This is a genomic window from Streptococcus uberis (assembly GCF_900475595.1).
GTDB classification, from domain to species: domain Bacteria; phylum Bacillota; class Bacilli; order Lactobacillales; family Streptococcaceae; genus Streptococcus; species Streptococcus uberis.
This window is the reverse complement of record NZ_LS483397.1, coordinates 553,053-568,571: the sequence shown is the minus strand read 5'-3', so window position 1 is coordinate 568,571 and position 15,519 is coordinate 553,053. Positions and strand designations below refer to the sequence as shown.

General features: G+C 38.4%; 14 protein-coding genes. 3 read left to right on the top strand and 11 right to left on the bottom strand.

Going from position 1 to position 15,519, the window contains the following annotated elements; translation table 11 throughout:
• Positions 1-82 precede the first annotated feature (82 nt).
• From DQM95_RS03255 to dhaK, 4 genes are read right to left on the bottom strand one after another with little or no spacing between them, the layout of a single operon-like run.
• Positions 83-796, bottom strand: coding sequence for an MIP/aquaporin family protein (locus DQM95_RS03255; RefSeq protein WP_012658072.1), 714 nt, complete (start codon positions 794-796; stop codon positions 83-85).
• A 10-nt stretch (positions 797-806) separates the two neighbouring features.
• On the bottom strand, positions 807-1,181 hold the full coding sequence (gene dhaM, locus DQM95_RS03250; RefSeq protein WP_012658071.1) for a dihydroxyacetone kinase phosphoryl donor subunit DhaM: 375 nt from the start codon (positions 1,179-1,181) through the stop codon (positions 807-809).
• Positions 1,181-1,756, bottom strand: coding sequence for a dihydroxyacetone kinase subunit DhaL (gene dhaL, locus DQM95_RS03245; protein ID WP_012658070.1), 576 nt, complete (start codon positions 1,754-1,756; stop codon positions 1,181-1,183). The genes dhaM and dhaL overlap by 1 nt, the downstream gene beginning before the upstream one ends.
• A 9-nt stretch (positions 1,757-1,765) precedes the next feature.
• Positions 1,766-2,755 carry a dihydroxyacetone kinase subunit DhaK gene (gene dhaK, locus DQM95_RS03240; protein ID WP_012658069.1) on the bottom strand — a complete coding sequence of 330 codons (990 nt, stop codon included), beginning with the start codon at positions 2,753-2,755 and terminating at the stop codon, positions 1,766-1,768.
• Positions 2,756-2,905: 150 nt separating this feature from the next.
• On the opposite strand from dhaK, the gene dhaS reads away from it, so the two are divergent.
• A complete protein-coding gene (gene dhaS, locus DQM95_RS03235; protein WP_037592360.1) occupies positions 2,906-3,445 on the top strand; it encodes a dihydroxyacetone kinase transcriptional activator DhaS in 540 nt (179 codons plus the stop codon).
• 8 nt (positions 3,446-3,453) lie between these two features.
• The gene (gene dhaQ, locus DQM95_RS03230) at positions 3,454-4,443 is read left to right on the top strand and encodes a DhaKLM operon coactivator DhaQ (protein WP_037592361.1); all 990 of its coding nucleotides are present in this window, start codon (positions 3,454-3,456) and stop codon (positions 4,441-4,443) included.
• A gap of 35 nt (positions 4,444-4,478) precedes the next feature.
• Here the strand turns inward: dhaQ and thrS are convergent, their stop codons facing one another.
• The 5 genes from thrS to ccpA form a co-directional block, all read right to left on the bottom strand.
• Complete coding sequence (gene thrS / locus DQM95_RS03225) at positions 4,479-6,425, bottom strand: threonine--tRNA ligase (protein WP_012658066.1); 1,947 nt, start codon at positions 6,423-6,425, stop codon at positions 4,479-4,481.
• Between the two features lie 353 nt (positions 6,426-6,778).
• On the bottom strand, positions 6,779-8,113 hold the full coding sequence (locus tag DQM95_RS03220; protein WP_012658065.1) for a glycosyltransferase family 4 protein: 1,335 nt from the start codon (positions 8,111-8,113) through the stop codon (positions 6,779-6,781).
• Position 8,114: 1 nt separating this feature from the next.
• Entirely contained in the window at positions 8,115-9,113 is a 999-nt protein-coding gene (locus tag DQM95_RS03215) for a glycosyltransferase family 4 protein (RefSeq protein ID WP_037592362.1), read from the bottom strand.
• Positions 9,114-9,186: 73 nt separating this feature from the next.
• A complete protein-coding gene (locus tag DQM95_RS03210) occupies positions 9,187-10,656 on the bottom strand; it encodes an alpha-amylase (protein ID WP_037592363.1) in 1,470 nt (489 codons plus the stop codon).
• A gap of 40 nt (positions 10,657-10,696) precedes the next feature.
• Positions 10,697-11,698 (bottom strand): catabolite control protein A, encoded by a 1,002-nt coding sequence (gene ccpA, locus DQM95_RS03205; RefSeq protein ID WP_012658062.1) that lies wholly within the window; start codon positions 11,696-11,698, stop codon positions 10,697-10,699.
• Between the two features lie 171 nt (positions 11,699-11,869).
• On the opposite strand from ccpA, the gene DQM95_RS03200 reads away from it, so the two are divergent.
• Positions 11,870-12,955, top strand: a complete 1,086-nt coding sequence (locus DQM95_RS03200) for an aminopeptidase P family protein (RefSeq protein ID WP_037592364.1) — start codon at positions 11,870-11,872, stop codon at positions 12,953-12,955.
• A 60-nt stretch (positions 12,956-13,015) separates the two neighbouring features.
• Here DQM95_RS03200 and DQM95_RS03195 read toward each other — a convergent pair whose 3' ends face one another.
• Together DQM95_RS03195 and celB are read right to left on the bottom strand one after the other, a co-directional pair.
• Positions 13,016-14,104: a DUF871 domain-containing protein gene (locus DQM95_RS03195; RefSeq protein WP_037592365.1), complete on the bottom strand. Its 1,089-nt coding sequence runs from the start codon at positions 14,102-14,104 to the stop codon at positions 13,016-13,018.
• 65 nt (positions 14,105-14,169) lie between these two features.
• The gene (celB, locus tag DQM95_RS03190) at positions 14,170-15,498 is read right to left on the bottom strand and encodes a PTS cellobiose transporter subunit IIC (RefSeq protein WP_037592366.1); all 1,329 of its coding nucleotides are present in this window, start codon (positions 15,496-15,498) and stop codon (positions 14,170-14,172) included.
• Between the last annotated feature and the right edge of the window lie 21 nt (positions 15,499-15,519).

The following is a 15,519-nucleotide window of genomic DNA, read 5'->3' as shown; positions in this document are numbered from 1 at the left end:
CATTTTCTTATTATAGCCCAATCTCGAATAAAATTCAGCTTAAAAAAACGAAAAAGACTTGCAAGCAAGTCTCTTTCGAAGGTTAAGCCATTGTATTTAATACCATTTGGAAAATCAAAGCCCCTACTACACCGCCTACAATTGGTGCTACAACAGGAATCCAGGCATAAGACCAATCCGAATCACTTTTATTAGGAATCGGTAGAATCGAGTGCATGATGCGTGGACCAAGATCACGAGCTGGGTTAATCGCATAGCCTGTTGTTCCACCAAGTGAGAAACCAACTGCCATAACCACTAAACCAACAATGAGGGGACCAAAGCCTTGAGCAACTTTATTTGGTCCAATTGCCATAACTGTAATCACCAAGACTGCTGTTCCTAGGGCCTCACCTAAGAAATTTGACCATGTATGACGGATAGCTGGCCCCGTTGAAAAACAAGCTAAAACAGTTGCAGAATCTTTTGTTTCTTGCCAATGTGGAAAGTAATGTAAATAAACAAGTAAGGCACCAACCATTGCACCTAGCATTTGTGCGATGAGATAGACCGGCACTTGTCCCCAAGACAAGGCTCCAGTTGCAGCCATTGCTAAGGTAACAGCTGGATTCAAATGAGCACCACTCATAAATCCAGTAATATAGACCGCAACGGCAACAGCTAATCCCCAACCTAATACAATCGCAATCCAACCACTAGCTTCAGCCTTGGTTTTTTTCAAACAGACTGCCGAAACAACACCATCACCTAAAAGAACAAGAATCAGTGTTCCTAAAAATTCACCAATAAATGACATCCTAATCTCCTTACTTATTAATCTCTAATTCAGTCAATTGCGCTAAAATACCGTCTTGATCCAAACCTGCTTGAATCAAAGCAGCTGCTGTATAGGTTCCCTCAACAATTGGTACTTGAACAATATGAATCTCCTTATCAGAGAAATCAGCAACCATTTCAAGGTTCATCCTAGCAGAACCCAAGTCAAAAAAGGCCAAAAGCTTTTCTTTAGGATTGTCATCTACAATCTGTTGCACCTGGTCAAAGCTCGTACCAATACCACCATCAGGATCACCACCAACAAAGGTAATAGACACATCTTTGGCCACTTCTTGAACCAAATCATAAACCCCTTGGGCGATATGTTTTGAATGGGAAACGATTAAAATACCTAATTCAGACACTAAACCACCTCAGCTTCCAACATAGCTTCAAACAAGAGACCTGATGAGTATGACCCCGGATCAATATGCCCTTTTGAACGATCACCCACATAAGAAGCCCGTCCTTTTGTCGCAACAAGTGGCTCAGTCGCCTTGACAGCATCCCAAATGGTCTCTTTTTCCAATTGCCCTTGACCAAGAGCCTCAATGACTGGAATCCAGACATCCACCATGGTTTTTTCACCTTTTTCGGCTTTTCCACGTTTTTGGATCATCGCTAAGCCTTCTGATAATATCTCACTTGAGGAGGAGGTTTGAGCAACCTTAGCCATTCCCATAAAGGCAGAGCCATAAAGCGGACCAGAGGCACCACCGACTTTACTAATCAACTGTAAAGAAACCATTTTGAACAAATCCGCAGTGCTATCAAATGTCTTTTCTTCCATAGCAGCAATAACGGCTGCCATACCTCTTGCCATATTCCCACCATGGTCACCATCTCCAATTGGAGTATCTAACTCACTCAAGTAGTCTTTATGTTCTTTAATTTTGTCATTAAATAGACGCATCCATTTTTCTACATGTTGAATATCCATCATTTCTCCTTACCAAGCTGGGGTTATAACATTTGCTTGCAACGCCTCTAGCCATTGTTGATTTTCTAATTTTAAGAGGGTCAGTGACAATCCAGCCATTTCTATTGAGGTCATATAATTACCAATTTTTTTGTAAGCAACGGTAATATTTTTTTCTTCTAAAAGTTGCGCAACATCATTTGCAAAAACATATTGTTCCATTAATGGTGTTCCGCCAAGTCCGTTAATTAAGAGAGCATATGATTGACCCGCTTCCATCTGGAATTCTTGGTCCAATTTACCGACTAACTCTGCCGCTAGCTCTTTTGAGGCTTTCATTTTTTCTTTCTTATAACCAGGTTCTCCATGGATACCTACACCATATTCAAATTCATCATCTGCTAAGACAAATCCTGGTTTACCAACTTCAGGAACTGTTGCTCCAGTGAGAGCTAACCCTATGGTTTTTATTTGTGGAACTAATGCATCAGCTATTGCCTTGATTTCTTCCAATGATTTTCCTTGATGCGCAGCATAACCTAAGATTTTATGCACTAGTATTGTACCTGCAACTCCACGTTTGCCCTGTGTGTAGAGGCTATTCTCAACTGCAATATCGTCATCAACAACAACACTTGAAATAGCAATGCCTTCCATCTCTGCTAATTCTTGCGCCATTTCAAAATTCATGATATCACCAGAATAATTCTTAATAACCATAAAGACGCCCGCACCTTCATCTGCTGCTTTTATGGCTTCTAAAATTTGATCTGGAGTTGGTGAGGTAAAGACAGCTCCACAGATTGCTGCTGAAAGCATTCCTTCTCCAACAAATCCTGCATGAGAAGGTTCATGTCCAGAACCACCACCTGAAATAATGGCTACTTTCCCATCTTTAGCAGCTTTTCGAACAATAACATCATATCCATCTAATCGTTCCACTAAGTCCCCATGCATATAGGATAAACCTTGTAACATGTCGTCAACGATTTGACCTGGATTGTTCATAATCTTTTTCATTTGATTGCCTCCTTTTTTGTTTACGCTTTCAGTTTATCCTACTTTAGCAATCTTGATAAGGGACAGATTTCCTTATTTGTCCTTTTCTTTTTCTCATATAATTTGGTAAAGTAGAGTTAGAATGCGGAATTATCAAGGAAAGGAAGACTTATGGCAACATCATTAATTACTAAAAAAAGAATTGCCAAGGCCTTTAAAAAACAGCTGGAAAAAAAGCCAATTGAGAAAATTTCAGTTGTCGATATTATGGATCAGGCAGGCATCCGACGCCAAACCTTCTACAATTATTTTGTTGACAAATTTGAACTGCTGGATTGGATTTTTGAGACAGAGTTACAAGAGCAAGTGACCAATAACTTAAACTACATTTCTGGTTTTCAATTATTAGAAGAACTTCTCTTCTATTTCAGTCTTAACAAAAGTTTCTATGCGCAACTTTTCTCGATTCGGGATCAAAATGATTTTTATTCCTACTTTGGAGATTATTGCTTAGTCTTAATGGAAAAGATTATCTCTGAACATGAGCATAACTATCACTTGGAATTGTCACCTCAATACCGCCAATTCTTAAAAACATACCATTCTCGAGCACTTGCTGATATGATTCGTGCTTTTGTTAGCCAAAATAACTACCACCCTGACCTAACAATGATAAAAAAGATTATTCTTGCAAGTTTTGAAGACATTTAGGAGTAAATATGATTACCATTCAGAACCATAAACAACAAATGATCCCTCAATATATTAAAGGAATGCTAGATATTCACTCTCATTTAGAGAAAGTCCCAGATTTTCCAATTATCTATAACAGGCATCATGACCCTGAAAAAGTTCCCATTCTATCTGGAGGTGGTTCAGGTCATGAACCCGCTCATATTGGCTTTGTTGGTGATGGGATGTTAACAGCTGCGGTCTACGGTGACTTATTTACCCCACCGACTTATGATCACATTCTTGAAGCCATCCGATTTTTAGACAAGGGTAAAGGCGTATTTGTCATTATTAAAAATTTCGATGCCGATATTCGTGAATTTAGCAAAGCAATTACCCTCGCTCGAAAAGAGGGCATCCAAGTCAAATACATCGTTTCCCATGATGACATTTCAGTCGAACCACAAAAAAATTTTCAAATGCGACACCGTGGACTTGCAGGAACCATATTGCTCCATAAAATCTTAGGACAAGCCGCTCAAAATGGTGTGAGCCTAGAACAGTTGGAAAAAATAGCCTTTGACTTAGCAACTGAAATTGCGACTATCGGCTTCGCGACAAAGTCAGCACGTTTCCCAAATGCTGCCCTACCTTTATTTGATTTACCAGAGGATCATATTTCCTTTGGTATTGGCATTCATGGTGAAGAAGGCTATCGAACAGTTCCTTTTAGTTCGTCAGAACACTTAGCCGTTGAAATAATCAATAAATTACAGATCAAATTTCATTGGCAAGAAAGAGAAGATTTTATCCTACTTGTTAATAATTTAGGCACCGCAACTGATTTGGAGCAAGGTATTTTTCTAAATGATATTTGCCAATTATTAGATCTTGAAGGTCTTCATATCCACTTTATCAAAAATGGAAAATACATGACCAGCTTAGATATGTCTGGCATATCTGTTACATTAGCTCGACTAAAAGACCCCGCTTGGTTAGATTATCTCAAGGCACCAACCAATGCTTTTGCTTGGTAAAATGCTAAAAAAAGTTCGCCATAAGCGAACTTTTTTTAGTCTTCAACTGGTCTTGATTTGCGAGCAATATCTGCCAAAATGGTATCCATAAATTCTGATAGGCTTTCTGTATGCGTTGCTTTGCTACCGTAACGACGGACATTGACTGATTTGTCTTCCATTTCTTTATCACCAACAATTAATTGGTAAGGAATTTTGCTGGTTTGAGAAGCACGGATTTTATATTGCATTTTCTCATTTCGGTCATCAACATCTGCTCTGATGCCACGATCACGTAAGGCTTTAGCAACTTCCCAAGCATAATCAATATGAGCCTCATTTGAAATTGGGATAACCGTCACTTGATGAGGTGCCAACCAAGTTGGAAAGGCTCCTTTATAGGTTTCAATAAGGATAGCAGTGAAGCGTTCCATGGTTGAAATAACACCACGGTGAATCATAACTGGACGGTGTTCTTCGCCGTCAGCTCCAATGTATTTCAAATCGAAGCGTTCTGGAAGGAGGAAGTCCAATTGGATGGTTGAAAGGGTTTCTTCGTTACCAAGAGCTGTTTTCACTTGAATGTCTAACTTAGGACCATAGAAAGCTGCTTCCCCTTCTGCCTCAAAGTATTCCACACCCATTTCATCAAGGGCTGCTTTTAACATGCTTTGCGCATTTTCCCACATCTCGTCGTTATCATAGTATTTTTCAGTATCTTTTGGATCACGGTATGATAGACGGAAACGATAATCTGTTAGGTTAAAGTCTTCATAAACATCAATGATTAATTGAAGAGCACGTTGGAATTCTTCCTGGATTTGTTCTGGTGTGACGAAAAGGTGCCCGTCATTCAGAGTCATCTCACGAACACGTTGAAGTCCAGATAAAGCCCCTGATTTTTCATAGCGGTGCATCATACCAAGCTCTGCGATTCGAATAGGCAACTCACGGTAAGAATGCACGTGGTTTTTATAGACTTGAATATGGTGAGGACAGTTCATTGGTCGAAGAACAAATTCTTCTCCATCTCCCATATCCATGGTTGGGAACATGTCTTCTTGGTAATGCTCCCAGTGACCAGAGGTTTTGTAGAGTTCAACAGAAGCTAAAGGTGGGGTGTAAACATGTTGATAACCCGATGCTAACTCTTTATCTGTGATATAACGCTCTAGAGTACGTCGAATGGTTGCGCCATCTGGTAGCCAGAATGGTAACCCTTGCCCTACTTCCTGACTAATCATAAACAGGTCAAGTTCTTTACCAAGTTTTCTATGGTCACGTTCTTTAGCTTCTTCAAGACGGGTCAAGTAAGCTTTAAGGTCTTTCTTATCAAACCAAGCCGTACCATAAACACGTTGCATCATAGCATTATCACTATTACCACGCCAATAGGCACCTGCTACATTTAAAAGGTGGAAGACTTGAATCCGTCCTGTTGATGGCACATGAGGGCCTCGGCACAAGTCCACAAACTCACCTTGACGATAGATGGTTAATCCAGCAGCATCATCTGAGTGTTCATTGATTAATTCAATTTTGTAGGGATCGTCTTTAAAAATCTCTAAAGCTTCTTCTTTGGTGACTTCTTCACGAATACATGGATAATTTTCTTTAACAATTTTTTGCATCTCTGCTTCAATTCGAGGAAGGTCTTCATTAGAAATTTGGCCTGAACTATTATCAGTGTCATAGTAAAATCCTTCAGCAATGGCAGGGCCAACACCTAAATGAATGTCTGGGAACAAGCGTTTTGCTGCCTGAGCAAATAAGTGTGCTGCAGAATGACGTAAAACGCCAAAAGCATCTTCATGGTCAGGAGTCACAATTTCAATACTACCATCTGTGTCAATAGGACGATTAGTATCAATTAATTGACCATTGAATTTTCCAGCTAAAGCTTTTTTAGCAAGGGAATTACTAATAGATTGTGCAATGTCAAAAGTTGTGATGCCAGATTCAAACTCTCTTACGGCACCATCAGGAAATGTAATGTTAATCATCTTTTTCTCTCCTTATATAGTTGTTTACAGTTTATGGAAAACAAAAAGCGACATCCTCAAAAGGACGTCGCAACGTGGTTCCACCTTCATTTGTCCATGCTAAAAAAGCCAAGGACCTCTGATTGGCGATAAGGGAACCACCCTTTTATGTTTGCATAAAATCATGGGAAGGAGTATTAGCATAGTCATCTTGTGCTCTTTCCACCAACCAGCACTCGCTCCAATAGATGTTTCTAAACTAACATGTCTTCTTTGTTATTATATCAAGATTTCAAAAAATAGCAAGGGTCACTAAGATGAATTTGATAGGTCTTATGATTTTCCCCTCTATTAGGCAACTACTACTTACCCTTTTAATCTAAAAAGTCACGTATGGCATTAACCATTTTAAGCGGTGCCTTCACAACTTTTACAGAGGTGACAGCTGTTGCTTTAAAAGCTCGTTTTGGAATACGACGCGCTGTTTGAACCAGTTTGATTGGCTCTCGTTTGCCTGTACCAGTAACACGTAAGGAAAGTCGCTGAGGTTGAGGCTTATTTTTATTGATGATGGTATCCAGATAAAAGGTATACATCGAATGTCCAAAATGCTCAGCTGAGATGTCAAAACGTTTTTGCTTAAGCATTTCAGGATTCATTTCAGGTGTTTCAATGATAGCATCAATAATAGCATCTGCTAATTCATCCTCATGATAAAAAAGCGTACCAAACATTTTATCAGAAACAAGATCGTCTAAATAAGGATTGCCATGAGCAATAATCGGTTTTCCACTTGCAAGGCTTTCAATGTAAGTCAATCCTTGTGTTTCACTGGTCGAAGCACTAACAAAAAAATCACAAGCTTTATAATAATAAGCCACTTTGTCATGTGGAACCATGCCAGTAAAAATAACGTTCTCGCTGATTGTCAGTTGATCCGCTAAAGCCTTCAAATCAGGCAGGTAAGGACCATCACCTACAATGACTAATTTGACTTTGGGATTAGCTTTCAAGACTTCCGGCAGTTGTCGAATAATAGCCTGAATGTTTTTTTCATAGGAAACACGCGACAAACTGAGTAAAAAGGTATCATCATCGGCGATTTGCAATTCCTCTTTAAGACTAGCGATATCTTGCTTAGAAATATCGTCTCGGATATATTGTGTCAAATCGATTCCTGTTGGGATAACCCGCTTTGGTAATTTAACTTGATAATCTTCTAGAAGATTCAAGACGATAGGGCTTGGGCAGACAACTCCATCTAAATCTTTTAAATAGCTTTTTAAGATTGGTTTTACCATACTTGGTCGAATCAGTTTACCGTTTGCGATGTAGGTCACATAATCCTCATACTGGGTATGATAGGTATGAACAACTGGGATTCTTAAGGCTTTGCCTACCATTTTACCAAGCAACCCTAAGCTGAACTCTGTTTGTGTGTGTATGATATCTAGATGATACTGCTTAGCTATTTTATAAGATGAAATAAGTCCACGATAAACCACTCGACGATCCGTAAAGGACACAAATGGGACGCTTGGAAGTCTAATCACTGTTGGATCTTCAAAGCGTTTGACGTTTTTATCCGTCGTGGTAAAGATATAGACTTCATGTCCTTCTTTTTCTAGCTCTTCTTTCAAGGTTCGAATACTGGTTGCGACACCTGAAACTTGTGGAAAGTAAGTGTCTGTAAATAGACCAACTCGCATCTTATAACTCCATTACTTTTTGATAAGTGTCTACTAACTCCAAAGCTATTTTTTCAATACTTCTGCTTTCTGCAACCTGATAACCTGCCATGGTTTTCTGACTTTGACCATTTAAGATTTTCCGTAATGCCTTAACAAATCCATCTACATCTGAAGCCATCTCCGCGCTATCTTGATTTACCCAACCAGAATAAACAGGGATATCTCTGACAAGGACATGCTGTTTACTTGCTAAGGCTTCCAGTACTACAATGCCTTCTGTTTCTTCACGACTTGGGAAAAAGAAAGCATCAGCCCCTGTCATTGCGCCTTCATAAACGTCACCTTTAATGTATCCTGGAAAAATAACATTTTCAGGATGATTGCCATTAACAATCTTTCTTATTTCAGCTGGAATCATCCATTTATTCATTTCTCCAAACCAAATAAATGTGACATCTGGCATTTTTTCAGCAACTTTTACAAAATCATCAATGCCTTTTCGTTTGAAGAAAAGCCCTGCACCCATGACAACTTTTTCGCCATCTTTTACATTAAAATAACGTCGGAAAGCTTCCTCTTTTTGAGGATTTGGACCATATTGTTTCAGATCAATCCCATTTGAAATGGCAAAAACTGGCTTGTTTATCCCATAGTTTTCAATCAGAGATTTTGAATAGAGAGTTGGCGTGATGATGGCATCTGCTTTCTTATAAAAAAGACAAAGGTATTTTTTAAACATAGGGGATAATTGATTAGAAAAAATAAAGGAATTTCTAAAATCCTCTTCTGTAGAATGACCATGCATGATCACTTTTTTGCCAGCTTTTTTAGCTTTTGTCATTAACAACCAGCTAGCAATGCCATAAGTGTTAACATGAACAAGGTCATAGTCATCTTTAGGATTTGTCGTAAAGGCTTGTCCAACAGACCTCAAGGCTTTTACTTGATGTTTAATGGCACGACCTATCCCAGATTTTCGTAAGAAATTTTCAGCTTCTAAGTATAGTAAGACTTTCATAGAATCTATTATAGCTTATTTCCAAGGAATTTTCACTAATAGGCAAAAAAATCAGCCCTTAGGCTGATTCTGTTTATGCTAAAGCTAAAAAGGATTTTGGAACCCAAGCTGATATGGAACCCGGTTCAACTTTGAAATCTGCCCAACCATCCTCATTAATCATTATTTCATCTGGGCAATGTCCAAGATAATCCACAAAAGTTTGACCGACATAAAGTTGCCCTACTTCCATGTGTTTCCAACCTCTGTCACCATTTGTCATGACAACCGCTAAACAGGTATCACTGTCATCGTTCCCCAACTGAGTCCAACCAATACAATTAGCATGATCAAAGTAATCTACTTGTTTTCCATAAACTGTTTTTTGACGAAGATAAGTGAGTTTCTCTAAAATATCTTTAAAAGACATTTGACCAAAGTCACCTTCTATTCCATAGTAGTCACCATAAAATAGACATGGCATTCCTTCTTGTCTTAAAAGTATGAGTCCGTAAGCTAAAGGTTTAAACCAATCTTCTACACGGGTTTGTAAGGCTTGTCCACTTTGAGTATCATGATTGTCAACAAAGGTTATGGCAAAATCTGGATGGCTTTGCATTAAGCTAGATTCAAAGATTTTTGTCATATCAAAAGCATTACCTGAATGACTGGCTTCATAAAAGTTCATGTGGAGTGCAACGTCAACAAGATTAAATTGCATGTCAACTTCATCCAAATAATGGTGAGTAGCATCGCTATCGTCTTTCCAATACTCACCAAAAACAAAGAGATCCTCAGCAAAATGATCACGAACGTAGCGAATAAAGTTATTCATAAAGTTGGCATCAATATGTTTGATAGCATCCAAACGAAATCCTTTGACAGCTGTGGTATCTAAAAACCATTTGGCCCAGACCTTAAGATGTTCTTGAACTTCTGGATGTTTAAAATCAATATCATTAAACATCAAGTAATCAAAATTGCCCTTTTCATTATCAACACTTTCTTGATTAGCCCAACCTTTATTATCTCCTGTGATTAAAAAAATACCAGTTTCATTGTGTCGAGCATCGTAATCCAATCCTGTAAAATGATACCAGTGCCACGTAAAATCATTATATTTGCCTTGACGACCTGGAAAGGTAAAGCCCGTCCACCCTTCAATTTCATAGGGTTCAGAAATAGGCTCTTGTCTGTTATCAGGATTCATTTTAAGAACATGAAAGGTTTCTTTTTGATCAGCATTAGCTTTATGATTGAGGACAATATCTGCAATTGGCATAATGCCTGCTTCATTTAAGGCAGCTGTTAAAGCTAAATAGTCCTCCTTACTGCCATATTTCGTTGGAACTGTACCGTTTTGATCAAACTCTCCCAAATCAAATAAGTCATAAATACCATACCCCACATCGTTAGAGCCTGTTCCTTTGAATGCAGGAGGTAACCAGATTTTACTGATTCCCATTTTTTGAAAGTCTGGGATAGCTTCTCTTAACCTCTTCCAATGATTGTGATCATCTGGTAAATACCATTCAAAAGCTTGAAACATTAATTCATTTGTCATGCCTTACTCCTAAGAAAAAAATCCGCCTAAAAAGGCAGATTTATTTTGTTGTTCCACGACGTTTGATGCCATGGTTTAATAGAATCTCTTTTTCTTCTAATTCTTCTTTGTTCATGATTTTTGTTAACATACGCATACTTACGGCACCTAAATCATAAACTGGTTGACTAATTGAACTCAAGTTAGGACGAGTGTATTCAACAACAGGTGAATCATTACTTGTAATGATTTCAAAATCTTCAGGTACACTTTTTCCTGCCGCAAAGAGACCATTTAATAAACCAGCTGCTAATTCATCTTCACCGACATAAGCTGCAGTTGCTCCAGAATTAATCACACGCTGTGCCAATTCATAGCCTTCTTTGTAAGAATAATTGGCTTCAAAGACTAAGCCTTCTTTATAATCTAATTTATTCTTTTTAAGGCCTTCTTTATAACCAGAAAGACGTACTTTACCATTGATATCATCAATAAGTGGACCTGATACAAATGCGATTTTCTTATGGTTCTCTGCTAAAATATCAATAACCTCAGCGACTGCTGCTTGATAGTCAATATTAACGCTTGGAAGTTGGTGTTCAAGGTCAACGGTACCTGCTAAAACGATAGGGGTTCTAGAACGTGAAAATTCTGCACGAATTTTTTCTGTTAAATGGTGACCCATGAAAATAATCCCATCAACTTGTTTGGCAAAGAGGGTATTGACAACATTGACTTCTTTATCATCGTCCTCGTCACTAGATGCCAAGACAATGTTATATTTGTACATGGCTGCGATATCATCAATACCTTTGGCTAAAATTGAAAAATAGGCATTGGCAATATTTGGAATAACAACACCAACAGTTGTTGTTTTCTTACTTGCAAGTCCACGAGCGACGGCGTTAGGACGATAATCTAAACGATCGATAACTTCTAAAACTTTTTTGCGTGTATTTTCCTTAACGTTTTTATTTCCATTTACAACACGGCTGACAGTTGCCATTGAAACACCAGCTTCACGAGCAACATCATAAATCGTAATGGTATCATCTGTGTTCATTTTTTTATCTTCCTTTCTCTATGAAAATGACGCTTTCAACGTTATTTTAGCATGAATTGAAACCACTTTCAAGTATAAAAGGCTAATTTTTGAAAAGTTTTCAAGACTTGAGAGAAAGCTTGCATTTTCTCCATTTTTTTGAAAAAATAGGGGTAGAAAGAAGGTATTTTCATGACTAAAATTGATCATATTAGACATTTTTTAACAGAAGAAAAGGCTGAACTTGCCATTTTCTCAGATCCAGTCACTGTTAACTATTTGACTGGTTTTGCCTGTGACCCTCATGAACGCCAGATGTTCCTTTTTATTTATGAACAACTGGTACCCGTATTGTTTGTTCCTGCATTGGAGGTCGCGAGAGCCAGCAAAATCGTCAACTTCCCAGTTTTTGGCTACATGGACTCTGAAAACCCTTGGGAAAAAATCCGCAAGGTATTACCCAACACAGATGCTAAAACCATTTATGCTGAATTTGATCATCTCAATGTAACCAAGTTTCAAGGATTGCAAACTGTATTTTCAGGTCGTTTTGAAAACCTAACACCATTTATTCAAGGCATGCGTTTAATTAAATCGGCTGATGAAATTGAAAAAATGATGATTGCCGGAGATTTTGCTGACAAAGCCGTAAAGGTTGGTTTTGACAATATTTCATTAGAAGCTACTGAGACTGATATTATTGCTCAGATTGAGTTTGAAATGAAAAAACAAGGTATCAGTAAAATGAGTTTTGACACCATGGTCTTAACCGGAGATAACGCTGCAGACCCTCATGGTATTCCTGGTACTAATAAAATTGAAAACAATGCCCTACTTCTCTTTGACTTAGGAGTGGAAACCTTGGGTTATACCAGTGACATGACCAGAACAGTGGCGGTTGGCAAACCTGACCAGTTCAAATTGGATATTTACGAGCTTTGCCTCGAAGCCCAATTAAAAGCCCAAGAATTTGTTAAACCTGGTGTTACGGCTGCAGAAGTTGATGCCGCAGCTCGTTCTGTTATTGAAAAAGCTGGTTATGGTGAATACTTTAACCACCGTCTCGGTCATGGCTTAGGTATGGATGTCCACGAGTTTCCTTCCATTATGGCCGGTAACGATATGATTATTGAAGAAGGCATGTGCTTTTCTATTGAACCTGGTATTTACATTCCAGGAAAAGTTGGGGTCCGTATTGAAGACTGTGGTCATGTGACTAAAGACGGTTTCCAACCATTTACCAAAACTTCTAAAGAATTGCTCTACTTTGAAGGCTAATTTGACACTTCTTAAGACTGGAACACCAAAAATGCGAAGACGTAAGCGTCTTCGCATTTTTTATTCTTCAATAAATAAAAAGCTTTGCCATAATCTTAAGAGATCAATCAAGATATCATTTTCAGGGGAAATCTGAGCGACCACATTTTGACGGCCATCATTTGGTCGATCTTTTAGTGCGATTTGCAATTCACCTTTATATTGACCCGCATTATTATTACCAATGGTTACCATTCCTCTTTTAATTGGAATTGTATTGAATGGTTCAATGGAATGGTCTTTATAGAGCACGCGAGGTTGACTTGAGCGAATCATGTAATCCGACTTGTCTCCTCGATAAAGGTGTTGATTATCTAGAAGGATTTCTTTTTCTACAGCCGATAATTCTTGCTGAACCTTAACTGGAAATACAGGTAAGGATTGTTTGAAGGCGTCAGCCACTTCTTTCAAATCTTTCTCCGATAAAAGACTTGATGAGAGCAAGATATCGTCGATAAGACCTGTCATTTTCAAGAGGGAAACTTGGGCAGTTAAAGACATATCCCGCTGCAACTCAGCTGATACCATCCGATCTGAGAGTGGCCAAGGGCCTATTTTCCCGTCAGGACTATCAATAAAGGCTGCTGTCTCTAGGTTATATTTTTTATACTGTTTGGCCGTTTTTAGGAAATAGTCAAAGGACAGTCCAGTATAGGCTTGTGGATAAAAATTATGTGATCCTATTAATTGTGTTTGGTTTGGACCAAAGTCGTTAACCATATCGATGTAGTGTTGGCCACGTGAGATATTTAATTCAATTGTGATGCCAAAATTATTATGAGTTAGCATAGCTTCTTCGTAGCCTGTGAATCCTTCGTCTAAGCGAAGAGCATCGATGCCCATCTCTGCAAATACTTCCAATTGATTATAGGAAATGTTTAAGGCTTTGAAGAGATTGGGATTGACATCCAAAGAGGTTTTAAGGCCTTTTTCTCTTCCATACTGAATGATTTCAGTAAAGGTAGCGACTGTTTCCTGAGCATTATCAGCGACTTCTAACATAGACGTAAAAAGGCGTTGATAACCATATTTGGCTGCTAAATCAATATAGGCTTTCATTTCAGACATGCTGGACTTAGACGGATAAATGGATATACCTAATTTTCCCATAAGAATTCCTCCTTTAGTAAAAAAATACCTTAATCCACAAAGTGAGTCAAGGTATTTTTAATGCATTATGCTACAGTTGCTGCAACTTCTCTTTCTTCAGCTAATAATTTATTGTCATAATATTTAATAAATGGTAACCAAATCAAGAATGCTACAGTAATACATACAATTGCAAGAATTGCTGCTTTGATATCCCCACCAGATCCGATGAAGGCACCAAATCCGCCAGGAGTTGGCCATGGGGTTTGTACGATAGCTTCTTTTACAATGTTTAAGTTAACTACAACGTATGCTAATACTGCTGAAACAACTGGAGCAGTGATAAATGGAATAGCAAGGATTGGGTTATAAACGATTGGTAAACCGAAGATTAATGGCTCATTGATGTTGAAAATTGATGAACCAATAGCGGCACGACCCAACATTTTCAATTGTTCTGATTTAGCCAAGAATGCCATGAAGAGACATACACCAAGAGTTGCACCTGAACCACCAACTGTTACATAAGCGTTAGTGAACTCACCTGCGAAGGCAAAGTGTGCACCATTAACGTTTTCAGCCATGTTTGCAAGTAGGATAGGGTTAACAAGACCCATAACGATGTTTGCACCGTGGATACCAACTAACCATAAAGCATGAACTAGGAAGTAAATAACGATGATACCACCAATAGAGTTGGTAATGTTTTTAACGAAACCAAATGGGATAGCGATAACTTTGTAGATATCAGTTCCCATCATGATGAAGGCACCATTGATAAGGATAACTGTGATAGCAACGATAAATGCTGGAATCAATGCTGTAAATGAACGAGATACCCCTTCAGGAACAGCGTCTGGCATTTTAACAACCCAGTTTCTAACAACACAGAGACGGTATAATTGAACAGCAAGAATAGCCATTAAGATACCTGTGAAAAGTCCTGATGTTGAAAGACGAGCTAAGCTATCGCCACCAACTGTCCAACCATTAATAGTTGTTTCAGAAGCTACTAAAGCCATGCTTCCTTTAGTAAATGTTAATTCAGGAATGGTCATGAAGAAAGCAAATACTGAAAGAATACCACCATTTAATGGGTCAAGATTGATACCATCTTCTTCTGCATAGATTTTTGTGTATTCGTAACCAATAACCAATGCGAAGTAAAGGGTTAAAATACCCATTGAACATTTATAAGCAAGTAAAGTGAGTGCAGCAAATTTGTCAAATGAACCTGCCCAGATACCAGCTAAGAATGGAAAGGCTTGAGGAAGAACTCCTAAAACCAAGAAAGCGGAACCGACGATTGTTAATGGGATACTTGCCATCCCAGCAGCCACAATCGCACGCACAGGACGCCAGGTAGAAACTTTACCCATTGGTCCCATGAGGTACTTCTCTAATAATTCAAACATTAATCTTACCTCCTAATTTAT

Bases quoted from the DNA above. Each gene is read 5' to 3' on its own strand.
- DQM95_RS03195 (WP_037592365.1), bottom strand. From the start codon at position 14,104: ATGGGAAAATTAGGTATATCCATTTATCCGTCTAAGTCCAGCATGTCT.
- celB (WP_037592366.1), bottom strand. From the start codon at position 15,498: ATGTTTGAATTATTAGAGAAGTACCTCATGGGACCAATGGGTAAAGTT.
- DQM95_RS03220 (WP_012658065.1), bottom strand. From the start codon at position 8,113: ATGCGAGTTGGTCTATTTACAGACACTTACTTTCCACAAGTTTCAGGT.
- dhaQ (WP_037592361.1), top strand. From the start codon at position 3,454: ATGATTACCATTCAGAACCATAAACAACAAATGATCCCTCAATATATT.
- dhaL (WP_012658070.1), bottom strand. From the start codon at position 1,756: ATGGATATTCAACATGTAGAAAAATGGATGCGTCTATTTAATGACAAA.
- DQM95_RS03200 (WP_037592364.1), top strand. From the start codon at position 11,870: ATGACTAAAATTGATCATATTAGACATTTTTTAACAGAAGAAAAGGCT.
- dhaK (WP_012658069.1), bottom strand. From the start codon at position 2,755: ATGAAAAAGATTATGAACAATCCAGGTCAAATCGTTGACGACATGTTA.
- DQM95_RS03255 (WP_012658072.1), bottom strand. From the start codon at position 796: ATGTCATTTATTGGTGAATTTTTAGGAACACTGATTCTTGTTCTTTTA.
- ccpA (WP_012658062.1), bottom strand. From the start codon at position 11,698: ATGAACACAGATGATACCATTACGATTTATGATGTTGCTCGTGAAGCT.
- DQM95_RS03210 (WP_037592363.1), bottom strand. From the start codon at position 10,656: ATGACAAATGAATTAATGTTTCAAGCTTTTGAATGGTATTTACCAGAT.
- dhaS (WP_037592360.1), top strand. From the start codon at position 2,906: ATGGCAACATCATTAATTACTAAAAAAAGAATTGCCAAGGCCTTTAAA.
- DQM95_RS03215 (WP_037592362.1), bottom strand. From the start codon at position 9,113: ATGAAAGTCTTACTATACTTAGAAGCTGAAAATTTCTTACGAAAATCT.
- thrS (WP_012658066.1), bottom strand. From the start codon at position 6,425: ATGATTAACATTACATTTCCTGATGGTGCCGTAAGAGAGTTTGAATCT.